At 35.0% G+C, this 25,117-nt stretch carries 23 protein-coding genes, 1 rRNA gene and 1 pseudogene; 11 read left to right on the plus strand and 14 right to left on the minus strand.

Annotated features, from left to right (window positions below; genetic code table 11):
- Nucleotides 1-142: 142 nt before the first annotated feature.
- Nucleotides 143-2,917 carry a DNA polymerase I gene (gene polA, locus B6D18_RS03870; protein WP_086363231.1) on the minus strand — a complete coding sequence of 925 codons (2,775 nt, stop codon included), beginning with the start codon at nt 2,915-2,917 and terminating at the stop codon, nt 143-145.
- A gap of 204 nt (nt 2,918-3,121) precedes the next feature.
- On the opposite strand from polA, the gene folE reads away from it, so the two are divergent.
- The 5 genes from folE (at nt 3,122) to ispH (ending at nt 9,366) form a co-directional block, all read left to right on the plus strand.
- A complete protein-coding gene (gene folE, locus B6D18_RS03875; protein ID WP_086363232.1) occupies nt 3,122-3,781 on the plus strand; it encodes a GTP cyclohydrolase I FolE in 660 nt (219 codons plus the stop codon).
- A 260-nt stretch (nt 3,782-4,041) separates the two neighbouring features.
- Nucleotides 4,042-4,980: a bifunctional riboflavin kinase/FAD synthetase gene (ribF, locus tag B6D18_RS03880; RefSeq protein WP_086363233.1), complete on the plus strand. Its 939-nt coding sequence runs from the start codon at nt 4,042-4,044 to the stop codon at nt 4,978-4,980.
- Nucleotides 4,981-5,017: 37 nt separating this feature from the next.
- Nucleotides 5,018-7,825, plus strand: a complete 2,808-nt coding sequence (ileS, locus tag B6D18_RS03885; protein ID WP_086363234.1) for an isoleucine--tRNA ligase — start codon at nt 5,018-5,020, stop codon at nt 7,823-7,825.
- A 118-nt stretch (nt 7,826-7,943) separates the two neighbouring features.
- The gene (lspA, locus tag B6D18_RS03890) at nt 7,944-8,414 is read left to right on the plus strand and encodes a signal peptidase II (RefSeq protein ID WP_086363235.1); all 471 of its coding nucleotides are present in this window, start codon (nt 7,944-7,946) and stop codon (nt 8,412-8,414) included.
- A gap of 1 nt (nt 8,415) precedes the next feature.
- Nucleotides 8,416-9,366 carry a 4-hydroxy-3-methylbut-2-enyl diphosphate reductase gene (gene ispH / locus B6D18_RS03895; RefSeq protein WP_086363236.1) on the plus strand — a complete coding sequence of 317 codons (951 nt, stop codon included), beginning with the start codon at nt 8,416-8,418 and terminating at the stop codon, nt 9,364-9,366.
- On the opposite strand, the gene B6D18_RS03900 is transcribed toward ispH, so the two are convergent.
- Complete coding sequence (locus B6D18_RS03900; protein WP_086363255.1) at nt 9,363-9,617, minus strand: YfhL family 4Fe-4S dicluster ferredoxin; 255 nt, start codon at nt 9,615-9,617, stop codon at nt 9,363-9,365. The genes ispH and B6D18_RS03900 overlap by 4 nt on opposite strands.
- A 270-nt stretch (nt 9,618-9,887) precedes the next feature.
- Here B6D18_RS03900 and B6D18_RS03905 point away from each other — a divergent pair, with 270 nt between their 5' ends.
- Nucleotides 9,888-11,081: an efflux RND transporter periplasmic adaptor subunit gene (locus tag B6D18_RS03905; RefSeq protein ID WP_216818832.1), complete on the plus strand. Its 1,194-nt coding sequence runs from the start codon at nt 9,888-9,890 to the stop codon at nt 11,079-11,081.
- Nucleotide 11,082: 1 nt separating this feature from the next.
- Entirely contained in the window at nt 11,083-13,053 is a 1,971-nt protein-coding gene (locus B6D18_RS03910; protein ID WP_086363238.1) for a MacB family efflux pump subunit, read from the plus strand.
- Nucleotides 13,054-13,142: 89 nt separating this feature from the next.
- Here B6D18_RS03910 and B6D18_RS03915 read toward each other — a convergent pair whose 3' ends face one another.
- Both B6D18_RS03915 and B6D18_RS03920 read right to left on the minus strand, forming a co-directional pair.
- Nucleotides 13,143-13,883, minus strand: a complete 741-nt coding sequence (locus tag B6D18_RS03915) for a DsbA family protein (RefSeq protein ID WP_086363239.1) — start codon at nt 13,881-13,883, stop codon at nt 13,143-13,145.
- Nucleotides 13,884-13,897: 14 nt separating this feature from the next.
- Nucleotides 13,898-14,167, minus strand: coding sequence for a YihD family protein (locus tag B6D18_RS03920; protein WP_086363240.1), 270 nt, complete (start codon nt 14,165-14,167; stop codon nt 13,898-13,900).
- A 238-nt stretch (nt 14,168-14,405) separates the two neighbouring features.
- Here B6D18_RS03920 and mobA point away from each other — a divergent pair, with 238 nt between their 5' ends.
- A complete protein-coding gene (gene mobA / locus B6D18_RS03925) occupies nt 14,406-14,999 on the plus strand; it encodes a molybdenum cofactor guanylyltransferase MobA (protein WP_086363241.1) in 594 nt (197 codons plus the stop codon).
- 323 nt (nt 15,000-15,322) lie between these two features.
- Here mobA and B6D18_RS03930 read toward each other — a convergent pair whose 3' ends face one another.
- On the minus strand, nt 15,323-16,357 hold the full coding sequence (locus B6D18_RS03930; RefSeq protein WP_086363242.1) for a low specificity L-threonine aldolase: 1,035 nt from the start codon (nt 16,355-16,357) through the stop codon (nt 15,323-15,325).
- Between the two features lie 73 nt (nt 16,358-16,430).
- Here B6D18_RS03930 and mobB point away from each other — a divergent pair, with 73 nt between their 5' ends.
- Nucleotides 16,431-16,925, plus strand: coding sequence for a molybdopterin-guanine dinucleotide biosynthesis protein B (gene mobB, locus B6D18_RS03935; RefSeq protein WP_086363243.1), 495 nt, complete (start codon nt 16,431-16,433; stop codon nt 16,923-16,925).
- 80 nt (nt 16,926-17,005) lie between these two features.
- Nucleotides 17,006-17,698, plus strand: coding sequence for a monofunctional biosynthetic peptidoglycan transglycosylase (gene mtgA / locus B6D18_RS03940; protein ID WP_086363244.1), 693 nt, complete (start codon nt 17,006-17,008; stop codon nt 17,696-17,698).
- 9 nt (nt 17,699-17,707) lie between these two features.
- On the opposite strand, the gene cobB is transcribed toward mtgA, so the two are convergent.
- Nucleotides 17,708-18,394 carry a Sir2 family NAD+-dependent deacetylase gene (gene cobB / locus B6D18_RS03945; protein WP_086363245.1) on the minus strand — a complete coding sequence of 229 codons (687 nt, stop codon included), beginning with the start codon at nt 18,392-18,394 and terminating at the stop codon, nt 17,708-17,710.
- A 52-nt stretch (nt 18,395-18,446) separates the two neighbouring features.
- Complete coding sequence (locus B6D18_RS03950; RefSeq protein WP_086363246.1) at nt 18,447-19,214, minus strand: hypothetical protein; 768 nt, start codon at nt 19,212-19,214, stop codon at nt 18,447-18,449.
- A 219-nt stretch (nt 19,215-19,433) separates the two neighbouring features.
- Here B6D18_RS03950 and B6D18_RS03955 point away from each other — a divergent pair, with 219 nt between their 5' ends.
- Nucleotides 19,434-20,123, plus strand: coding sequence for an aspartate/glutamate racemase family protein (locus tag B6D18_RS03955; RefSeq protein WP_086363247.1), 690 nt, complete (start codon nt 19,434-19,436; stop codon nt 20,121-20,123).
- Here the strand turns inward: B6D18_RS03955 and B6D18_RS03960 are convergent.
- From B6D18_RS03960 to rrf, 7 genes and pseudogenes are all read right to left on the minus strand, one after another.
- The gene (locus B6D18_RS03960; RefSeq protein ID WP_086363248.1) at nt 20,109-20,408 is read right to left on the minus strand and encodes a hypothetical protein; all 300 of its coding nucleotides are present in this window, start codon (nt 20,406-20,408) and stop codon (nt 20,109-20,111) included. The two genes, B6D18_RS03955 and B6D18_RS03960, sit on opposite strands and share 15 nt — an antisense overlap.
- A 202-nt stretch (nt 20,409-20,610) precedes the next feature.
- The gene (gene rpoH / locus B6D18_RS03965; RefSeq protein WP_086360144.1) at nt 20,611-21,471 is read right to left on the minus strand and encodes an RNA polymerase sigma factor RpoH; all 861 of its coding nucleotides are present in this window, start codon (nt 21,469-21,471) and stop codon (nt 20,611-20,613) included.
- Nucleotides 21,472-21,634: 163 nt separating this feature from the next.
- On the minus strand, nt 21,635-22,615 hold the full coding sequence (gene ftsX, locus B6D18_RS03970) for a permease-like cell division protein FtsX (RefSeq protein WP_086363249.1): 981 nt from the start codon (nt 22,613-22,615) through the stop codon (nt 21,635-21,637).
- Nucleotides 22,615-23,274, minus strand: coding sequence for a cell division ATP-binding protein FtsE (gene ftsE / locus B6D18_RS03975; protein ID WP_086363250.1), 660 nt, complete (start codon nt 23,272-23,274; stop codon nt 22,615-22,617). The genes ftsX and ftsE overlap by 1 nt, the downstream gene beginning before the upstream one ends.
- Before the next feature lie 9 nt (nt 23,275-23,283).
- Nucleotides 23,284-24,207, minus strand: a pseudogene (gene ftsY, locus B6D18_RS03980) (signal recognition particle-docking protein FtsY); the annotation flags it as partial.
- Nucleotides 24,208-24,368: 161 nt separating this feature from the next.
- Nucleotides 24,369-24,935, minus strand: coding sequence for a pseudouridine synthase (locus B6D18_RS03985; protein ID WP_086363251.1), 567 nt, complete (start codon nt 24,933-24,935; stop codon nt 24,369-24,371).
- 78 nt (nt 24,936-25,013) lie between these two features.
- Nucleotides 25,014-25,117: ribosomal RNA gene (rrf, locus tag B6D18_RS03990) — 5S ribosomal RNA — on the minus strand; the annotation flags it as partial.

Here is a 25,117-nt window from a genome sequence, read left to right on the forward strand (position 1 = left end):
ATTCTAACACGCCAAAAGGTTTCGGCAAGCCATCGTTAACAGCATAAAATTAACAACTATTTTATAAAAGTATTGAGTAATTAACTATATATTTTAGTATAAAAATCAAACTATAACGTATAAGTTAATTTTCATAAAAAGATTAATGCGCTTCATCCCAATTATTCCCAATACCAACATCAACTTTTAACGGTACTGAAAGTTGATAACAATTCTCCATAATTGATTTAATCAACGCACTATATTCACTCACCAACTCTTCTTTAACTTCAAACACCAGCTCATCGTGTACTTGCATCACCATTCTGATATTACCTGTCGGTTGATTTTTTATCCACTCGCTCATGTTAATCATCGCAGTTTTGATGATATCAGCTGCAGTACCTTGCATTGGTGCATTAATTGCCGCACGTTCAGCGCTTCGTTTTTCAATACCATTGCCAGAAATGATTTTTGGTAAATATAATCGTCTTCCTGATAAAGTTTCCACATAGCCTTGTTGCGTTGCCAATTGGCGTGTTTCTTCCATATAAGTTTGTACACCAGGATAACGTTCAAAATAGCGATCAATATAGAATTGTGCTTCTTTACGGGGAAGATTAATTTGTTTCGATAATCCAAATGCACTCATACCATAAATCAAACCGAAATTGACTGCTTTCGCTCGTCGTCTCTCTTCGGCTGTAACATCTGCCTCTGGTTTACTTAATACTTCACTCGCGGTAACCCTATGAATATCTTTATCATCAGCAAAAGCGCTAAGCAGACTTTGATCTTGTGATAAATGCGCCATAATGCGCAACTCTATTTGTGAATAATCGGCTGAAATAATCTTATAACCTTGTGGTGCAATAAATGCTTGCCGAATTCTTCGTCCTTCTTCATTACGTACAGGGATATTTTGTAAATTCGGATCATTTGATGACAACCGCCCAGTTACCGTACCAATTTGGTTATAATTGGTATGAATGCGATGGTCTATTGGACTTACCATCAGCGGTAATTTATCAGTATAAGTGTTTTTCAGTTTTGCTAAACTACGATAAAACAAAATTTTACGCGGTAAAACATACTGCTCAGCAAGTTCACTCAACACATCTTCACTAGTTGATGGATCACCTTTTGGTGTCTTTTTTAAGACAGGTAATTGGTGTTTATCAAATAAAATAGCTTGAATCTGTTTTGGTGAAGAAGGATTAAATTTTTCACCTGCTAGGAAATGTAATTCGGCCTCTATTTCTAGCATTTTTTTATTTAATTCAATGGAATAATCATTTAACTGTCTAGTGTCAACTAACACGCCAGCCCTTTCCATATCGGCCAACACAATCGCCAACGGCATTTCAATATCGGTAAATAACTTACTGAGCTTTTGATCTTTTTCCAATTCAGGCCATAGTTTCTGATGAAGTTGCAAAGTAACATCCGCATCTTCAGCGGCATATTGCGTAGTTTTTTCAACTTCAATAGCATCGATAGTGACTTGTTTTTTATCAACCTTGGTTAATTCATTATAAGTAATAGTTTTAAGATGCAAATAACGATTCGCCATACTATCCATATCGTGTCGTTCAGTGCTATTTAAGACATATGACTCCAACATTGTATCATAAGCAATACCTTGCACATGGATACCATAATTAGCTAACACACTGTAATCAAATTTGGCATTTTGGGCGATTTTCTTAATTGCTGGGTTTTCTAATATTGGTTTTAATTTAGTTAATACATCATTTAATGGTAATTGATCTGGCACACCGAGATATTGGTGATTAATTGGAATATAAGCAGCTTGATAAGGTGCCACGCTTAATGATATGCCAACCAATTTAGCATGAATATGATCAACATTATCCGTTTCTGTATCAAAGGCAAATTGCTGACAGTTAGCTAATTTACTAACCCAATCATCTAATTGCTCATGGGTTAATATGCATTGGTAATCTGTATCAATTTTATCTTTAACGGTATCGCTTTCCTGTGAGAATAACGACATATTATCAATATCAGTAGCTGTTAGTTTTTGTTGTTTTAAAAAATTACCGGCTATTAATTCTTTTTGCCAACGATGAAAGCCATAATAGGCAAATAATTCGACTAATTTATTTACATCAAGATCTGTAACAAGTAGTTGTTCATTCGTAAAATCTAATGCCACATCGGTTTTAATGGTAGCTAATAGATAAGAAAGCTCTGCATCCTTTTGATTGTCTATTAATTTTTGCTTTAATGATTTAGCTCCTCGAATCGATAATTTCTCAATATCGTCTAAATGGTTATAAATATCTTTTACACTATCAAAAGCAGTTAATAAAGCCTGTGCTGTTTTTTCTCCAATTCCTGCTACCCCTGGGATATTATCGGAATTGTCACCTCTTAATGCTAAATAATCTATAATTTTTGCTGGTGGCACACCAAATTTATCCATAACACCTTGCGGATCAAGCGCGGTATTATTCATGGTATTAATCAGTGTAACTTTATCGCTGACTAATTGCGCCATATCTTTATCCCCAGTACTAATGAGTACTTGAAGATTTTCTTTTTCTGCTTGTTTGGCTAAAGTCCCGATCACATCATCGGCTTCAACACCTTCAACGCAAAGTAATGGTAAACCCATCGCTTTTAAAATGGTGTGAATCGGTTCAATTTGTGGTCGCAAATTTTCCGGCATCTCGTCACGAGTTGCTTTGTATTCACTATAAATTTCATTACGAAATGATCCACCTTTAGCATCAAAAACTACCGCTATATGGGTAGGATTATATTGATTCATCAAGCTACGAATCATATTAATAACACCAAATATAGCCCCAGTCGGTTCACCATTGGCATTGGTTAAAGGTGGACAAGCAAAAAAAGCCCGATAAAGATAAGAAGATCCATCAATTAAAATAATTGGCGCATTATTTGGCATCAATAGTTACCCAAATGTTATTAGATTTAATAACTATAAGTATAACCTAATTAACAGTAATATTCTTGCTGACTCCGATAATATAGTGTAAAAATAATCCAGATAATAACGAGCTTTTATCCAATCCAATGCATGAAAATTACTGTATATCACTATATGAGTAATATATAATGTGACATCTATTTTCGCCTGAGTACTAAATAAATGACAGAATTAAGTCTTGCTGCGCAAAAAGTCAAAGAGGCATTAGCAGCTAAAAATCTTGAAACCCCATCATGTCGTTTAGCTATGGAAAATAGCGAACGGAAAGCTAAAATCGAAGCACATTTCCGAGAAATCATGAAACTCATGGAACTTGATTTGCATGATGATAGCCTCGCCGAAACGCCGCATCGAGTCGCAAAAATGTATGTTGATGAAATATTTTCCGGTCTTAATTATCATAATTTTCCGAAAATAACTCTTATTGAAAATAAAATGCAGGTTGATGAAATGATCACTGTTCGTGATATTACTTTAACCAGTGTTTGTGAACACCATTTTGTCACCATCGATGGTAAAGCAACCGTTTCTTATATCCCAAAAGATAAAGTGATTGGTCTATCAAAAATCAACCGAATTGTTCAGTTTTTTTCACAACGGCCACAAGTACAAGAAAGATTAACCCAACAAATTTTGGTTGCATTGCAAACACTACTCGGTACAGTCAATGTTGCAGTATCAATTGATGCAACACACTTTTGTGTAAAAGCCCGAGGCATTAAAGATTCAAATAGTTTAACCACCACTACCGCGTTAGGTGGCGGATTTAAAACTAATCCAAGTACTCGACAAGAGTTTTTAAGAGCGTTAAAACACTATTAATCAATAAAATAATCCAATATAAAGTATATGTTGGATTATTTATCAGTAATCGACTAAAAAACAGTTATCGCTTATTTATACTCACAACAGGAAAAATATAAATATGCTTGATACTACCTCAAGCGTTTTTATATTAACCAATCACAATATTGCCAATACCGCCATAAAAAGCCCAATTGTTATTGCGTGCATCTTCAAGAAAGATTGGTATAATTGGCAGCTATTTTAGTGAAAACATAATAATTAACTAACACGCTTTAATGAAGATAATCCGCGGTATTGATAATTTAAACAATGAATTTACTCAGTGTGTACTTACATTGGGCAACTTTGATGGTGTGCACTTAGGACACCAACAATTAATAAATCATTTAATAGAACAAGGTAAAAAATTAAACTTACCGACAGCGGTTATGTTATTTGAGCCACAACCATTAGAGTTTTTTAGCAAACAAAATGCTCCGGCAAGATTAACGTCATTTAAAGAAAAAGTGCGACTAATTGAAAAACTCGGTATCGACTATATTATTGCTGTACCTTTTACCCAAACCTTTGCCAATATGTCAGCCAATGCATTTATTCAAGACTGGTTGATTAATAAATTGAACGCTAAATATATTGTTATTGGTGATGATTTCCAATTTGGCCGTGACCGCAAAGGCAACATCAATCTGTTACAACAATATACTCCAAATAACCATTTTTCGGTTGAGAGTATGCCAACCTTTGTTTGGAATAATTTAAGAATCAGCAGTACAGCTGTTCGTGAGGCACTGTTTAATAGTGATTTTGAATTAGCTCGTTGCCTTTTAGGTCGTGATTACGCCATTCAAGGAAGAGTGGTGCATGGTAATGCGTTAGCAAGACAATTAGGATTTCCAACCGCCAATATTCATTTGAATCGAAAAAAACCTGCTTTACAAGGGGTCTATTTTGTCAAAGTAAAAAACTGTTGTAGCAATCAATATTATCATGGCATTGCCAATATCGGTATTAGACCAACCATTGAAGGTAAAAAAGCGATTTTAGAGGTGAATCTATTTGACTTTTCAGGTGATATTTATGGACAATATTTAGACGTTACCTTTGTCTGTAAATTACGCGATGAGAAAAAATTTGACTCTTTAGCAGATTTAAAACAACAAATTTCACAAGATGTTTGCACTGCGAAACAGATCAGTGCAAAATTAACCAATTAAAAAGTAGTATCAACAAAAATAACTGGAATAAATCAGCATGACAGACTATAAAAATACATTGAATTTACCGGAAACTGGATTCCCTATGCGAGGCGATCTTGCTAAACGTGAACCAGCTATGTTGCAAAATTGGTATGATAAAGAACTTTATCGCAAAATCCGTCAAGTAAAAAAAGGCAAAAAATCTTTTATTTTGCATGATGGCCCTCCTTATGCAAACGGAAAACTTCATATCGGTCATGCCGTTAATAAAATAATTAAAGATATTATCATCAAATCTAAAGGTTTAAGTGGTTATGACTCCCCGTATATTCCAGGATGGGATTGTCATGGATTACCGATAGAACAAAAAGTTGAAGAACAGGTTGGTAAACCCGGCGTAAAAGTAACACCAGCTGAATTTCGCCAAATTTGTCGTGATTATGCGGCTTCACAAGTTGAACTACAAAAAGCTGATTTTATTCGTATGGGTGTACTTGGCGATTGGCAAAATCCATATCGTACAATGAACTATGATACTGAGGCGAATATTATTCGGGCTTTAGGTAGAGTGATCGAAAATGGTCATTTAGTCAAAGGAGCTAAACCAGTTTATTGGTGTACCGACTGTATGTCAGCCTTAGCGGAAGCCGAAGTTGAATATTATGATAAATCATCACCGGCAATTGATGTCAAATTCAAAGCAACTGACAATCAAGCAGTAGCAAATAAATTCGGAGTTAGTACTAACTTAACTATTTATGCGGTTATCTGGACCACCACACCATGGACATTACCAGCTAGCCGAGGAATTGCGCTTAATGCAACGGTAGAATATCAATTAGTCCAAATCAACGATAAAGAGTGCCTAATTTTAGCTGCTGATTTAGTTGAATCAGTTATGAAACGTGCTGATATCACTGATTGGAAAATCTTAGGTTCTTGCCAAGGTGATGCGCTTGAATTATTACGTTTCAAACATCCATTCCTCGATTTTGATGAGCCAATTGTGCTTGGTGAACACGTTACTGTTGATGCGGGTACTGGTGCTGTTCATACTGCTCCAGGTCACGGTGCTGAAGACTTTATCGTTGGCCAAAAATATGGCCTTGAAGTAGCCAATCCGGTTGGAGGTAATGGTTGTTATTTACCGGGAACTGGTGCTGGTTTAGATGGTTTATTCGTTTTTAAAGCCAATAAAGTAGTCATTGAGCTATTAAAAGAACACAATGCACTATTACACTTTGAAAATATTGAACATAGTTACCCATGCTGTTGGCGACATAAAACACCTGTAATTTATCGTGCAACTCCACAATGGTTTATCAGCATGGATAAACAAGGTTTACGTGCTCAATCGCTAAAAGAGATTAAACAAGTTCGTTGGATCCCTGATTGGGGTCAAGCTCGAATTGAAACAATGGTGGCAAATCGTCCTGATTGGTGTATTTCACGTCAACGTACATGGGGCGTACCAATGACGTTATTTGTACACAAAGAAACTGAAGAGTTACATCCAGACACACTACAATTAGTCGAAAAAGTCGCTAAATTAGTTGAGCAAAATGGTATTCAAGCATGGTGGGATGCCGGTATTAAAGACCTATTAGGTCCAGATGCCAATGATTATCGCAAAGTACCAGACACGCTAGATGTATGGTTTGATTCAGGTTCAACATTCTATTCAGTTGTTGGCGTACGTCCTGAGTTTGAAGGACATGAAGCAGATATGTATTTAGAAGGTTCAGATCAACATCGTGGTTGGTTTATGTCTTCGTTAATGTTATCAACGGCAATTGATAACAAAGCACCGTATAAACAAGTATTAACGCATGGCTTTGTGGTCGATGGACAAGGTCGTAAAATGTCTAAATCGCTAGGTAATATCGTTACACCACAAGAGGTAATGAATAAATTAGGTGCCGATATTCTACGATTATGGATTGCTTCAACCGATTATTCAGGTGAAATGAGCTATTCCGATGAAATCATCAAACGTGCAGCTGATAGCTATCGCCGTATCCGTAATACTGCGCGTTTCTTATTGGCTAACTTAAATGGTTTCGATCCAGTTAAAGATATGGTTAAACCTGAAGATATGGTGGTACTCGATCGCTGGGCGGTTAGCGTGGCTAAAGAAGCACAGGAACAAATTATTCAAGCCTATGAAAACTACGATTTTCATAGAGTGGTACAACGCATAATGCAATTCTGCTCAATTGAAATGGGCTCATTCTATTTAGATATTATCAAAGATCGTCAATATACGGCGAAAAGTGACAGTATTGCCCGTCATAGCTGTCAAACAGCGTTATACCATATTGCTCAAGCGATGGTTCGTTGGATTGCACCTGTTTTATCATTTACTGCAGATGAAATTTGGCAATATCTACCAGCAACAGAAAAATCAGAATTTGTGTTTGAAGATGAATGGTATACCTCACTATTTAGCCTATCTGAGAGTGAAACACTAAACAGCGCTTACTGGACACAAATTTTAACTATTCGTAGTGAAGTGAACAAAGTGTTAGAGCAAGGTCGTAATGATAAAGTTATTGGCGGTTCACTCGAAGCAGCAGTTACACTTTATGCCAATAGCGAAATTGCTACGGCACTTGCGAAATTAGAAAACGAATTACGTTTTGTATTACTGACTTCACAAGCAAGTGTTAAACCGTTAGACAGTGCATCACAACAAGCAGTACAAAGTGATATTCAAGGTCTTAAAATTGAGCTTGCTAAAGCACAAGGCGATAAATGCCCTCGCTGCTGGCATTATACTGTTGATAACAATCCAACTACTCACTTATGTAAACGCTGTGAAGAAAATATTCATGGCAATGGTGAAGTAAGACATTTTGCTTAACCACTAACAGTTAGTGATAGGAATAGAAAAGAGCTATAAAAATAATTTTATAGCAATTAACTAAGTACATTTACCGCCGACGATTGTCGGCGGTATTATAATAATGAGCATAGATTATATGAAAAAAGATAACGGACTTTACTGGTTATTATTAGCGGTAGTGGTTTTTGTTATAGATATCGCAAGTAAATTTTGGATTGTGAAGAATTTTTTCCTTTTTGAATCAGTAAATCTACTCCCCTTCTTCTCAATAACATATGTCCGCAATATTGGTGCCGCATTCAGTATATTTGAAGGCCAACGCTGGATACTGGCAGCAATTGCCTTTATTGTCAGCACCATAATTGTTTATATGCTATATCGCAATAAGCATAAACAAAAACTAGAAAACTTCTCATTAGCATTAATTTTAGGCGGTGCGTTAGGCAACCTATTCGATCGCCTCTATCATGGTTTTGTTGTTGATTTTCTAGATGTTAATTTTGGTGATTGGCATTACCCAACTTTTAATATTGCCGACTGTGCCATTTGTTTAGGTATTGGAGTCTTTATCCTAAGCAATTATATAAAACCGAAAAAGATGGATTAACATGCAAATTATCCTCGCTAATCCACGTGGTTTTTGTGCTGGTGTAGATCGAGCAATCACCATCGTTGAACGAGCAATCGAACTGTTTGGCGCACCGGTTTATGTGCGCCATGAAGTCGTTCATAATCGCTACGTAGTTAATCGTCTTAAAGAGTTAGGCGCAATATTTATTGAAGAAATCAATGAAGTACCTGACGATAGTATCCTTATTTTCTCCGCCCATGGCGTATCTAAAGCAGTTCGTGATGAAGCTAAACGCCGTCAACTACGGATATTTGATGCAACCTGTCCTTTAGTTACCAAAGTTCATATGGAAGTTGCTAGAGCAAGCTATCGAGGAGAAGAAGTCATTCTTATTGGTCACGCTGGCCATATTGAGGTCGATGGTACAATGGGGCAGTATAGCAATCCCGAAGGCGGTATTTATTTAGTCGAATCTATTGAAGATGTGCAGAACCTGCAAGTAAAAAACGACCAGCATCTCTGTTTTACAACTCAAACAACGTTATCAGTTGATGATACTGCTGAGATAATCTCAGCTTTAAAAAATCGCTTTCCAAATATTCGCAGCCCTCGTAAAAACGATATCTGCTATGCGACCACCAATCGCCAGCAAGCGGTTAAACAGCTATCATCTCAAGCCGATGTGGTTTTAGTAGTTGGTTCGAAAAACTCGTCAAACTCAAACCGATTAGCTGAACTGGCAAGGCGAAACAGTAAACACGCTTATTTGATTGATTTCGCATCCGATATTAATCTTGAGTGGCTAATTAATGCTCGAACTATCGGTGTAACAGCTGGGGCATCAGCGCCAGATATTTTGGTTAAGCAAGTTATCGATCACCTAAAAAGTTTAGGTTGTACATCATTGGTTGAAACCGAAGGAATTTCAGAAAATATCACCTTTGAAATTCCAAAAGAATTACGCATAGAGGCTAAATCAACTAACTAAGAAGAATGAGTTAGTTGCTTGAACTTTTCCAATAACTGCTCGTGGCTTTCGACACAATCCGGATCGGCAATAATCGCATTTTGAATCGGACAAACTCGCTGGCAAGTCGAATGATCATAATAACCAACACATTCAGTACATTTATTTGGATCAATTTCATAAGTATCAAACCCCATTGAGATAGCCTCATTTGGACACTCGGGTTCACACATATCACAATTAATACACTTTTCGGTTATTTTTAATGCCATTGCTATAATATCTTTAACCAGTAAAAAAATTGGCGCCATTATAACGCAATCGCCAATAATTCCTAATACGGATCTACATTGCTATCACATGATTATTAAAATTTTTGCAAAAAAATTTTGAGGAAAGGGGTTTTTTAAAACAAAATTTAGCACCAAAACTAATTAATTTTCATAAAAATTACAATTTATTATCTTTAGTTATCATTGCAAAGTAAATTAATACGTTACAATGCTCAAAAAAATAACAAAAGAAATAATAGGATGAAAAGATTGGCAAAATTCTTAACATTTAAATCCATCGTTATTACGGTTATTGGTTTTGTTCTGCTTTATATAGCAAAATTAATTTTGTTTCCTGCTGAACCAAATATTAATTATATAACCTCAACGGTCACTAAAGCGAATATTGAGAAAACTGTACTTGCTGATGGCACTATAAGTGCTTTCAAACAAGTTAGCGTTGGTGCGCAAGTTTCTGGGCAAATTAAAAAATTGTATGTTGAGCTCGGTGATGAGGTTAAACAAGGTGATATGATTGCTGAGATTGATGATCTTAAGCAAAGCAATGATCTTAAACAATCCGAGGCATCTCTTAACAGCTTAGAAGCTCAACGAACCTCGAAGCAAGCAAAATTAGTCAATTATCAATTAACCTATGATCGTCAATTAAAGTTGGTTAAAAAAGGGGTTGGCGTCCAATCTGATTTAGATTCTGCCAAAGCAGATCTTGATGCGATTAAAGCTGATATTGCCGCTCTTGACGCAGATATTGTCAGTGCTCAAGTCGCAGTTGATACTGCAAAAGTCAATTTAGGCTACACTAAAATACGGTCACCGATTGATGGTGTTATTGTTGCGATTCCGGTTGATCAAGGACAAACCGTAAACTCGGTACAAAGTGCACCAACTATCGTTAAAGTTGCCCAACTGGATAAAATGACCATTGAAGCACAAATTTCCGAAGCTGATGTTATTGGTGTAAAAAAAGGAATGCCGGTTTATTTCACTATATTGGGACAACCAAACAAGCGTTTTGATGGACTAACATTGCGAGCTATTGAACCAGCCCCTGACTCAATTAATACCGAAAGTTCAGCTAACTCAAGTACGTCATCGACCACCAAAAGTGCAATTTATTATAACGGTTTACTGGATGTCGATAATCCTGATCATATTTTACGTATTTCTATGACAGCTCAAGTTTATATTGTACTAGCAGAAGCAAAAGATGTCCTAACCATTCCATCACAAGCTATCCAAAAAAATACAGATAAAGATAAAGCGATTGTTTATGTTCTGAATAATCAAAATAGTATCGAAGAGCGAGAAGTCAATTTAGGGATTAATAATAATATTAATGTTGAAATCAAATCAGGTCTTAAAGAAGGAGAAGTTGTCGTTGTTAGTAGTGCAAATGGTGCAACATTTAATCCAAATAACAAAGGACCAAGGATAAGATTCTAAGATGACCAACAATAATACTCCATTAATAAAACTTGAGAATATTATTCGCGAATTTCCGGCTGGAGATTCTACGATACAAGTTCTAAAAGGCATCAACTTAACCATTAATGCCGGGGAAATGGTTGCCATTATAGGGGCCTCTGGTTCTGGTAAATCGACTTTAATGAATATTCTTGGTTGTCTTGATAAGCCAACAGAGGGAATTTATTCCATTGGTGGCCGAACAACGAGTCAATTATCGCCGGATGAATTAGCTGAGTTACGCCGTGAACATTTTGGCTTTATCTTTCAACGTTATCATTTATTAAATGCCTTAACCGCACAAGGTAATGTGGAAATACCGGCAATTTATGCTGGTGTGACCAATGAACAACGGCAAAGCCGTGCCACCAACATTTTATCTCGTTTAGGCCTTGCCGATAAAATAAATAATAAACCCAATCAATTATCCGGTGGCCAGCAACAACGAGTAAGTATTGGACGGGCATTAATCAATGGCGGGCAAATTATATTAGCCGATGAACCAACTGGCGCACTCGATCGTAAAAGTGGTTTAGAAGTCATGGCTATTTTACGAGAGTTGCATCAACAAGGGCATACTGTCATTATCGTTACCCATGACCCCAATATTGCCCAAAGTGCCGAAAGAATTATTGAAATTAGTGATGGCAATATTATTTCCGATTCAATTAATCCTAATTATTGCTCTGAACAAGCTAATAATCGACAAGTTAAGCAAATCGAAATAACCAAAACTCAAGATAATTTTTCAGCTAAATATTACCGTTTTCGCGATGCGTTTAAAATGGCAATATTATCCATGTTGTCACAACGATTACGAACTTTCTTGACTATGTTGGGTATTATCATTGGTATTGCTTCAGTGGTCTCTATGGTTGCTTTAGGGGAAGGAACAAAGCAGAAAATACTCTCTAATATTAATTCATTAGGCACCAGTACTTTAGAAATTTATGCCGGCAGCGGTTTTGGTGATCGCAATGCTGATAAAATTACTACACTACGATCATCGGATGCTGATTTTCTAGCTCAACAAAGTTTTGTTCATAGTACCACGCCTAACCTTTCTACTAGCGTCTATTTCCGTATTGATAATTTAGCGGTTACTGGGACAGTTAATGGTGTCGGCGAGCAATTTTTTGCCGTACGTGGCTATACAATCAGTAAAGGCATTGCCTTCGATCAAACAGCGGTAATGACCTCATCCCAAGAAGCAGTAATTGATGAAAATACCGTTAAAAGATTATTTAGCGATCAAGATCCAATAGGTAAAATTCTCATGGTTGGCCAATTACCCGTTAGAATCATTGGGGTTGCAACTAGACAGCAACAAGGATTTGGTAATAATGAAAGCCTTAATATTTGGTTACCTTATACCACTGTAATTAATCGTATGGTTGGACAAACATCATTAAGAAGTATTACTGTTCGAATAAATGATAATGTTGATTTAAATGTTGCCGAACAAGCGATTAATAAAATTATGTTGCAACGTCATGGTAGTAAAGATTTCTTTATCTTTAATTCAGACAGTGTAAGAGAAACCGTTAATTCTTCAGCTTGGGTATTAACTTTGCTGATCTCAACTATCGCATTAATTTCTTTGATTGTTGGTGGTATTGGGGTAATGAATATTATGCTGGTATCAGTAACGGAAAGAACTCGGGAAATTGGCGTCCGTATGGCGGTGGGAGCACGTTCTAGTGATATTTTACAACAATTTCTAATTGAAGCAGTGTTAGTGTGTTTAATTGGTGGTACCTTAGGTATCGTTCTATCATTTATTATCGGCTTTGTTTTTAATTATTTTGTTACCTCATTTGCCATGAGTTTTTCTATCATTTCGATTATCGCCGCCTTCAGCTGTTCAACTATGATTGGTATTATTTTTGGTTATGTTCCGGCAAAACGAGCTGCAAAACTTGATCCAATTTATGCATTAGAAAGAGAATAGAGACTGTTTAATAAAATAAAATCCCTTTGCCGTAAACCAACAAAGGGATTTTAATATTTTTAGAAAACCGTAAAAACATTAAGTTATGATTATTTTGCTTGCTTTTGACTCTCAGCTTTATCTTTTTCTGCGTCAACATTCGGATCTAAATCAACTAAATAAGCAGTTACTCTTGCATAGTCTTTGATATAATCAGTAACGTTATCGATATTAAGACCTCGTGAGTTGACAAAAAACTTGCGATTAACCACTACCATTGGAATGGAATCTGGGCTTAATTGTTTAATTGCATCCGCTTGTTGTGCCATAAATGCTTTAACTAAAAAACTTTTTTGAGTTTTCTCAAACTTTTCAGAATCAACACCTAACTCAGCAAAGACGGCTTTAATATCATCAGCAGTTTTTATTCTACGGTCGGTTTGTACCGCTTTATAAAGCGCATCAGAGGCTTTATCTTCAATCCCTAAAACATTAGCAATAGCCCATGCTTCAGAAAGATCTTTAGCTAAAGCGCCAAAGTTTTCTAAATGGTAGCGTCTAAATTTTGTACCTTCTGGCAAGCCTTTAGCAATCATTTCTGGTGCATGATATTCACTTTCAAATTTAAAACAGCTAGGGCAATTGAATGAAAAGAATTCAATAACTTCTTTATCCGGAGAAGGCTGAAATGGCAAAACACCATATTGTTTGCCACTTTCAATCGGAGCTAATTGTATAGCAGCACTTGCTGTAGCTGGCTGAGTATCATTTGTACTAGTTGCTGGTGCTTCATTAGCAAAACAGGTCACAGAGGTTAGTAATACTCCAATTGCAATAAGCGTTTTTTTCATTTAATTGATTCTCCTTATTCTTTAATAATTCCGCGCGCTTTTAACAATGCGGTTTTAAAATCATCTTCATAATCTTTTTTTAATCCAGGTATAGCTTCGTTTTTATCTGAATTACGCATTTTTAAATGATAAATTAAAACTTCATCACTAAGATCTTTAAGATCACCATCAAAACCAGCTTCCTTTCCTAATTTATCTAAAAGTTGTAATAAATTAAGATCTGAATCGTTTTCCCAAGCTGGTTGTAATAATTCTATTAACTCATCGATACGATGACATTTCATAATAAATACCTTATTTAATATTCAACTAAGTTGAAGGTGATGATATAAACCTTTATGTTAATCTTTTTCGTTACTATCTATATATTAAAAAGTATCTATTATATACTCGACTTTAAATTTAAATAGTGCATTTACAAAGATTCATAAACTGGTGACATATGTTATTTGCGACTAAAAAACAACTTTGCTATATAGTAATGCTATTTTGTTTTTTAGCAATGTAAAAGAGAAAGAATTTATGGAAAAGCCGCCAATTACTGGCATTATTTTAGCTGGTGGTCAAAGTAACCGTATGAATGGTAAGGATAAAGGCTTGATGTTATTAGCCGATAAACCGCTTTATCAATATGTTATTGATCGAATTAAGCCACAAGTCGATTTGCTAATGATTAATTGTAACCGTCATGTTGATCAATATCTTTCGCTTGGTTATCCAGTATTTTGTGATGATTTAAAGGGATTTTTAGGGCCTCTTGCCGGAATTTATAGTGGCTTATTACGCAGTACTACTACTTGGAATTTATTTGTCAGTTGTGATACCCCTTTTTTACCCGATGATCTTATCGCTCGTTTAACAAAACTCACTACAACCCATCAAGCTATCTATCCTTTTGATGGCAAAAATGACCACCCAACCATTTTATTAATCAATAAATCCATCGCCCCACAATTAAAAAAGTATTTAGAAGAAGGTCATCGCAAACTGATGTTATTTTTACAGCAAATTAATGCCATTGCCGTAGATTTTAGCGATAATCCAGCTAGTTTTACCAATATTAATACATTAGATATGCTAGAAAATGCCAATTTTATGATCAAAGCAAATAACTAAATCATTCAAACTACCATATCAAATAACCAATCGGTAATTTTAAACTATAAAAAACCCCCTTTCCTCAAAATTAAAGTTTTGTTTAGTAACATATTATTGTTCATTAGTATTTTTAATATAGTTAATTGATTTGCTGATCACAAACTTAGTCACATCTAAACACATTTTCTATTCTGTTGAAGTTTTAATCTATTTATATTAAATCACAGCATAACAAAAAAGGGATTTTTAGCTATTTAACAGCTTCAAATCCCCTTTCCTTAGATGTTTTTATTTCTCAATTTAAATAACAACAAATCTAAACTTACCGATAGAAAAGCACACTATACGTCCTTAAGTAGCTTAGTTAACTGTTTAGCAAAGTTTTCTATTTCAGCTTCCTGAGTGGACCATGAAGTACAAAAACGTAAGCAAATATGTTCAGGATCACTTTGCCCTAAATTATCCACGGCATAAACAGAAAGAATTTTTTGCGCTAATTGATTAGGTAACTTAACAAATAATTGGTTAGTTTGTGGTTTAGCAGCAAAAGTAAATCCGGCTTTTTCAAATAAGGTTGTGAGTTTTTCGGCCATACTATTACTATGTTTACCTAAGGAAAGATAGAGGTTATTTTGCATTAATGCTTTAAATTGCACGGCTATAATCCAACTTTTCGCTAAAATTGCCCCTTTCTGTTTCATATTAAAGCGGAAGTCATGATTAATGCTATGATTATTAAATACTAACGCTTCACCGGCAAAAGCACCAACTTTGGTACCACCAATATAAAACGCATCGGTATATTTGGCTAAGTCAGGAAAAGTAATGTCATTATCTTTAGCGGCCAATGCCATTGCTAAACGCGCACCATCTAAATAAAGGTAAAGATGATTTTTTTGACAAAATTGATACAAATTTTGTAACTCTTGCTTGCTATATATAGTCCCTAATTCGGTAGAATTAGAAATATACACCAGTCTTGGTTGTACCATATGTTCATCACAATGATAATCTAACACTGGTTTGATTAATTCTGGCGTTAATTTTCCATCTTCGGTTTTAACCGTTACCACTTTATGCCCGGTTGCCTCAATTGCGCCAGTTTCATGCACATTGATATGCCCAGTTTCAGCAGCGATAACCGCTTGATAAGGTTTTAAAATATGCGAAATCACCGTCAAATTGGTCATAGTTCCACCTGCCATAAAATGTATATCAGCATTCGGTGATTTTAATATTTCCCTTATGTGATTGATGGCATCATTACAACAATCATCCAAACCATAACCACTCAACTTTTTATTATTAATATCGATAAATTCTTTTAATAAATCAGGGTGCACTGTTTGATTATAATCATTTAAAAAATCGTACATACCATTGCCTTTAATCTTGTATAAAATAATGTAATATCTACTTTTAAATATAACATGTTAGTGGCGAGAGTCGATGAATAGTAAAAAAATTATTGGCATCACGGGGTATAGTGGGTGTGGTAAAACCACTTTGCTAAAAAAGATTATTCAGTTAATGGTTTCACAAAATATTAAGGTAGGTTCATTAAAACATGCCCATCATGATATTGAGTTAGATATCCCAGGTAAAGATAGCTATGAGCTACGCAAAGCTGGGGCACAGCAAACGATTATTGCTTGTGATAAATGTTTTGCATTGATTGAGGAAACACCCAATCACCCCGTTGACTTAAAAACACTTATTAACCATTTTAGCGATGTTGATATCATATTAGTTGAAGGATTTAAAGATGAGCAAATTCCTAAAATTATGTGCCATCGAAATACAATCAAAAAACCACTATTTATTGATAATTTTACCATCGCCGTTGCCAGTGATGAGCCATTAAATACATCTGTCCCTGTATTAAATATGAATGAGCCAGAACAAATAGTTATGTTTATAAATAATTATTTATTTAACGGTTAATATAACCTATCTCACTTGACTCTTTTTGTATTAGAATACTATTTACTCAACCATTTTTAATTAGTGGTATCTGGACTAACATGAAAATCACATTAAGAAAAACGTTAAGCATAATAAAAAGAATCGTGATTGGATTTATGCTAGTTTCGGTTTTTCTTATTTTATTAATGCGTTGGGTTAATCCGTTTGGTTCGATGTTAATGGTTGAAAGAAAAATCGCTCACTGGAATATCAGCCAACAGCGAACTTGGAAAGATTGGGATCAGATTTCTGATAATATTAAGATTGCAGTTATTGCAGCTGAAGATCAAAATTTTGCTGATCATTGGGGCTTTGATTTTAAAGCCATTAATCGGGCACTCATTCATAATCAAAAAAATAGAAAAATCCGTGGTGCCAGTACCATAACGCAGCAAGTAGCAAAAAATATTTTTCTATTTTCATCACGTAGTTGGATCCGTAAAGGTGTTGAATCATGGTTTACCGTTTGGATTGAGCTTATCTGGTCAAAACAACGTACACTCGAAATTTATTTAAATAGTGTGGAATGGGGTGAAGGTATTTTTGGTATTGAAGCTGCTTCTCGACACTATTTTAACGTCAGTGCTAGTCAATTAACACCGCATCAAGCTAGTTTATTAGCGGCTACACTACCAAATCCAAGAAAATGGAGTCCGGCCAATCCTGATGATAAGATACAAAAAAAGGCCGAATGGATCCGCGGGCAAATGAGTAATTTAGGTGGCAAAAATTATCTAAAAGAGCTCAACTAATATATTTCATTACATAAAGTTTTTAATATATTTAGGAACTACTTGACTGGCAGGACCGTAAATTTTAGTCTTAAATAAGTTTTCACCTAAACTAGGCTCTAAGTTAAGTTCTACTGTTTTAACGCCAAATTGATTAGCCATTTGTACAAAACCAGCGGCTGGATAAACATTTCCTGAAGTACCAATTGAAATAAAAAAATCCGCCTTTGATAGCGCATCATAGATTTCATCCATTTGTAGTGGCATTTCACCGAACCAAACAATATGTGGACGAATTAAGTGGTTATCTTGATAAATTACATCATCATAACAAGCAAAAACTTGCCCAGTTTTTTCATTACGCACTTTTAATAATTCGCCATGCATGTGGATGATATTTTTGGAACCAGCTTTTTCATGAAGGTTATCCACATTTTGCGTAACAATTAGTACATTATCCGAGCCTAATTTCTGTTCTAATTGCGCTAAAGCAAAATGAGCCGCATTGGGTTTCACCTCAGGATTTTGTAACTTACTACGTAACATATTATAAAAACTATGTACGGCAATCGGATCACGCAAATAACCTTCGTAAGTAGCAACATCATCCACATTATGACCTTCCCATAATCCATTTTGAGCACGGAATGTTGATAATCCTGATTCAGCAGAGATACCAGCACCAGTTAAAATGACTATTTTAGGTATTTGCAACATATTTATTGGCCTTTTATTAATAAGTTGAATTATCTACTGTCGTTGAACACGATTATTGACTATATTCTGTCGTAAATATATGTAACGCAGGCTTGCTTAATTTTTGATATTGACTATAAGCTGTTGCTACTTTAAGCCTTATTACATCTTTTGCTTCACCATCCAACCAACTACTAATCATAGCATGAATACTATAAGCTTCAGGAGCCATACGGTGCAAAGTTAAAATAAGTGGCGTAATACCTAATCGAGATAATGGTGGAGTAAAATATTTCTGACTTTTACAAGCAAATACGGCTGCATAGCGTGACTTTTGTTTTTCTTGTTCTGCTTTTGACAAGGTATACCAACGCCAACTATCGGGTAAATAATTACGCCATGACCACTCCATTAATGCATCATGACCAACATAAATAACTAAATCGGCTTTTGATCCAGCCTCAATTTGTGTTTTATCGATTAAAAATGTCGCTGACTGTTTTCCAGCTGAGTAACTAATAAAATCATCTACGGTATCATTGATATATTTACCATCATATGCCTGAGCAATAAGATAGACATCCTTGCTTTGATGTTTATAAATTATCTCCTCTAATATCTTGCCATTATTAGGTTTATTAACTTGAATAACTTGCCACTCTTTTTGTTTAGCAAAATACGTTTTAAAACCATAAGCAGCACCCCAGTAAAGATTATTTTTAGGATCTTGGCCATTACCAATTGCCGCAGGTACTGGAGCGATAGCCTGATATTTGTTATCACATAATGCCACCAGAACATGGATGACTTTAGGTTCAGCCAAACATGAAAATGATAGCATTAGCAATCCAAATGGGAGAAATGCGAAATACTTTTTATATTTTTTCATTAATAATAATCATCCATTTATCAACCAACGGCTACAATACGTTTTTTATAACTTATTCACTAAAATTTTCTAATAGTTAATGATATTTTATTCTAACTTATTATCTTTACATACTAATAATTATATCTAATAATTAATTACTAATAGTAAAAATATTATGGAGTATTAGAAATGAAAACAATTGGATTAATTGGAGGTATGAGCTGGGAAAGTACCGTTACTTATTATCAAGTCATTAATCAATTTATTGGCCAATCGCTTGGTGGATTACATTCAGCTAAAACTCTGTTATATAGTGTCGATTTTCAAGAAATTGAAAGCTGCCAAGCGAATAATGAATGGGATAAAAGCGCGATTATTTTAACTGATGCAGCCAAAAGATTAGAATTAGCCGGTGCTGATTTTATTATTATTTGTACTAATACGATGCATAAGGTTGCAGACCAAATTCAAAAAACGATTACAATTCCTATCATTCATATCGCTGACGTGACCGCCAAACATTTGATCAAAGATAAAATAAAATCGGTTGCCTTACTTGGAACTAAGTACACCATGGAACAAGACTTTTACAAATCAAAATTAATTGAAAAAGGTTTAAATGTTTTAATCCCTAATGAACAAGATAGAATCATCATTAATAATATTATTTATGATGAACTTTGCCTTGGAAAAATAAAGCCAGAATCCAAGCAAGCTTACCTTAATATAATTGATAAACTCGTTAAGCAAGGTGCTGAAGGTGTGATTTTAGGCTGTACCGAGATCGGTTTATTAATATCCCAACAAGATTACGCCATTCCTTTCTTTGATACAGCCTTATTACATGCTCAAGAAGCTGCATGGTTAGCGATTCATTGATCGCAAAGCAGTATAGGCAGAATTACATTCTCTCTTAGTTGATTCGGGATTTCTTTCTATCAATTGTTTAAAATGATTTATAGTAGTTTCTAATGATTCTTCAGGATCAGCTGGGAGTTTAGATGATAATTGTAATTCATGAACTAATTTTATATAGCGATCACATTCAATAACACCAGTATCAATGGATTCATCAGAAGATGTATTTTTAGCATTATCATTACAAGCACCTAAACTAACAGTAATTAGACTAAGTAAAATAACTCTCTGCAAATTATTTAACATTTTTATCCCTCGTATCAAAACTAACTTCTTGGTGATTATCTATTTAATCTTAAACTATAGTGTATAAAAAAATTTAAATATAACTACTTTATTCAACTAGTTATTTTAATTCTTAACTTATTTATAAACTAACTTAAATTCAGCATATAAAAAAGCCCTACTTTTAACCAAAGTAGGGCTTATATGTTATTAATAAAAGCAATTATGCTTCTATCGCAACTCGTAGTTTTTTCATTGCATTTTTTTCAAGTTGGCGTATACGTTCGGCTGAAACGCTATATTTATCGGCCAATACTTGCAATGTTGATTTACTGTCATCGGCATCTAACCAACGAGCTTTGATAATATCTTGGCTACGCTCGTCTAATTGAGACAAGGCATCATGTAACTTGTCAGTTGCGTCATTTTCCCAATTATCGTTTTCGATCGATTTTGAAAAATCAGAATTACCATCTTCTAAATAAAGCGCTGGAGCGACAATTGAATTATCATCGTCATCATTATCAATATCAAATGACATATCTTGCGCTGACATACGTGATTCCATCTCCAAGACGTCTTTACGACTTACACCTAGTTCATCAGCAACCATATCGACTTCAGCGCTATTAAACCAACCTAAGCGTTGTTTATTCTTTCTTAAATTAAAGAATAATTTTCTTTGTGCTTTGGTTGTAGCAACTTTAACAATACGCCAATTTTTTAGTACATATTCATGAATTTCAGCTTTTATCCAATGTACTGCAAATGATACTAAACGAACACCCATTTCAGGATTGAAACGACGAACGGCTTTCATTAAACCAATATTACCTTCTTGAATCAAATCGGCTTGTGGTAGACCATAACCAGAATAACCACGCGCAATATGCGCAACAAAACGCAAATGGGACAAAATCAATTGTCTTGCTGCATCCACATCATCATGATAATAAAGACGTTCACCTAAAGACTTCTCTTCCTCTGCAGTTAGCATCGGATAAGTATTTATCATACGAAGATATGATTCAATATTTCCTTGTGGGATTAAAGCACCTGCTTGCATTTTTAAATCAGTACTCATTTAATTCCCCCTTAAATTAAACTAATTTTGCTACATTTTACATAAGTAACAATTTAAAATCTTTCTATAAACTTAGACCATCAAAATGTGATTTAGTTCACATTTTTATCATTATACTTGCGCAATATCATCAATTAAAAAATGTAGAGATATAATCATACAATTATGAAGCTATTACCATTTTATTCAAATATTTTTTAGTAGCAATAAATGCTGAAAACCAACCAATAATCATCGAAAATAAAACAATCAATAAACTTTCTTCCCATGAAAGCCCATTTATACTAATCATTGTTCCAAAAACATCAGATACATGCAACATGGTTGAATCTATTTGAAGAATAAATACTTTCGATAGAATCAACGCCAAAATAGCACTAATCAACCCGGTAAAAATGCCATTATATAAAAATGGTCGTAAAATAAAGCCTTCAGTCGCACCAATCAATTGCATAACAATAATTGTTTGCCTACGGGCAAATATATTTAACCGAATACTATTACCAATAACCAGTGATACCGCAATAACCATAAAAATTGAGATTGTCCACACTATTGATTTTACCATATTGGTTAATGCGGTTAATCGAGTGAACCAGCTATCATCAAGTTGCACATCATCAACACCCGCTATTTTTTTTAACTGTGTTTGCAAATCATGTAATTTATCGGTAGATTTGGCATCTTCTATTGGAAAAACAATAGCAACTGCTGGTAATGGATTTTCATCGAGTAGATCAAGAGCATCATCAAATCCAGACCAAGTCTTGAACTCTTCCCGAGTCTCTTCACGAGAAAGATAAGTCACATCTTCAACTTCAACAATAGCCTTAAATTTTTCAATTAGATTATTGGTTTGTTCCGAATCTAGAGTTTTATTAATATAAACTGTTAAATTAGGTGTCGGATACCACTGTTCCGCCGCTTGATTGGCATTTTTCAATAATAAGTAGCCTATAGTCGGCAAAGTAATTGATATAGCAATAACCAAAATCGTCAATAAAGAAGCAAATATATTTTGGTAAAAATAGTTAAACACATTATGCCATGCGTAGCTGATCTGCCTTTGCCAGCGTCCCAAAAAGCTATTGTTGTTTTTGGTTTTGTTTTTTTGTTTAGATGGTTTAACCTTTGCATTTATCATCAACTTTTAACCTCTAAACGTCCTTGATTTAAATTTAGTATTCGATGATGTTTTCGACGTATCAACCCCATATTATGGGTTGCCATTAACACAGTTACACCGGCTTGATTAAACTCTTCAAATAATTTCAAAATATCTTTTGAGAGTTTGTCATCTAGATTACCGGTTGGTTCGTCAGCGAGTAAAACCCTAGGTCGATTGACGATTGCCCGAGCGATCCCTACTCGTTGCTGTTCACCACCAGATAGTTGTATTGGATAAAATTTCATTTTATCAATCAAGCCAACTTTATCTAATGCCGCAGAAACACGTCTTTTAATTTCTTCAACAGGTTTACCTAAAATAATTAATGGAAAAGCGACATTATCATAAACCGTATGATCAAGTAATAGTTGATGATCTTGGAAAATCATGCCGATGGTGCGACGCAAAAAAGGCATTTGATGTTTTTTCAAACTGGAAACATCAACGCCATTCAGTAATACCTTGCCATCATTAGCTTTTTCTAATCCACAAATCAAACGCATTAACGTACTTTTACCCGCGCCAGAGTGACCAGTTAAAAAGGCCATTTCTCCTTGCCCTAAAGCAAATGTTATATTTTGTAAAGCCGGTTTGCCACCCGAATAAACTTTACTAACACGTTGAAATTGGATCATGATTTATCTCTATTCTTCCGTTTCGTCAAATAGGGCATTAATAAAATCATCAGCAACAAAAGGTCTTAAATCTTCAATTTTTTCACCTACACCAATATAGCGGATTGGAATATTAAATTGATCAGCTATGCTAAATATAATACCACCTTTTGCAGTACCATCTAACTTGGTTAATGTCATCCCTGTTACGCCAACCGCTTCATTAAACAGTTTTGTTTGGCTAATTGCATTTTGTCCAGTCCCTGCATCTATAGTTAACATAATTTCATGCGGTGCTGATTCATCTTGCTTTTTAATTACTCTGACTATTTTTTTTAATTCATCCATTAAATGAGATTTATTTTGCAAACGGCCAGCAGTATCAGCAATTAAGACATCAATATTTTTTGCTTTTGCTGCCTGAATAGCATCAAAAATTACTGACGCAGAGTCAGCATTAATATGCTGAGCGATGACAGGAATGTGATTACGTTCACCCCAAACTTGTAATTGTTCAACTGCCGCAGCACGAAAGGTATCGCCAGCAGCAAGCATTACTGATTTGCCCTGTTGTTGAAATTGACGGGCTAATTTACCAATAGTTGTTGTTTTTCCAACACCATTGACACCAACCATCAAGATAACAAAAGGTTTATGATTTTCTATATTAAGTGGTTGCTGAGCACCATCTAAAATAGATTTCATTTCATTTTTTAATAGATCATGTAATGCATCCGCATCTTTTAATTCTTTTCTTGAGGCTTGTTGCGTTAACGAACTAATTAATCTTTGTGTGGTGTCGAAACCGACATCAGCAATGATCAACTGTTCTTCTAATTCTTCAAACAGCTCATCATCGATCTTTTTGCCTTTAAATAAACTTAGAAAACCAGATCCAATATTTTGTTTAGTTTTAAAAAGCCCTTTCTTTAAACGAGAAAAAAAACCTTCTTTCTTTTGTTCAACCATAAATAATCTATCCCACGATCAATATTAATGATCATTTTATCTTATTTTACAATAAAGCCCAAAGGATTCGATCAAAGAGAATCATATAATTGATCCTTTTGATCTTTCAAAAATATAATTCTTTTAGAATTGTCTGTTAAATCTGGTTAGCGGAGATAAAGATCACCAATAGCAACCGAACGCCATTCGCCTAAAGGTAACTGATGAGAGAATAAATTATATTTGCCAATCTGGACACGGACTAAGCGTAAACAAGGGAATCCAACCGCAGCACACATTCTTCTAACCTGCCGATTTTTTCCTTCTGTTATGGTAATACTTATCCATGAAGTAGGAATAGTTTTGCGTTCTCTGATAGGGGGTATTCGTCGCCATAAATTAGTTGGCTCAGCAAGCGATGTCACGATTGCCGGAGCGGTATGAAACTCTTTTAACTGCACACCACGAGTTAATTTATCTATGGCTTGTCGGTCAATTAATCCTTCTACTTGCACCCAATAAGTTTTAGGTAATTTAAATTTTGGTGAGCTAATTTTTGCTTGTAGTTTACCGTCATTAGTAAGCAGCAATAAACCTTCACTATCGGTGTCTAAACGACCAGCAGGATAAAAACCAGGCAAAGATATATAATCTTTTAATGTTTGATATTTTTCATGTACAGAAAATTGTGTCACAACATTAAACGGTTTATTAAAAGCGATTAATGAACTCATCTCATCCTCTGAAGAATTTTTAACTATTCTTAGAATGCAAAAAAGCCCAGCATTACTGCTGGGCTCGTATATTTAAAAGTCTGGCGGCACCCTACTCTCACATGGGTAATACCCACACTACCATCGGCACTACGGCGTTTCACTTCTGAGTTCGGCATGGGGTCAGGTGGGACCACCGCGCT

The organism is Gilliamella sp. A7, from assembly GCF_002142015.1.
Classification (GTDB): domain Bacteria; phylum Pseudomonadota; class Gammaproteobacteria; order Enterobacterales; family Orbaceae; genus Gilliamella; species Gilliamella apis_A.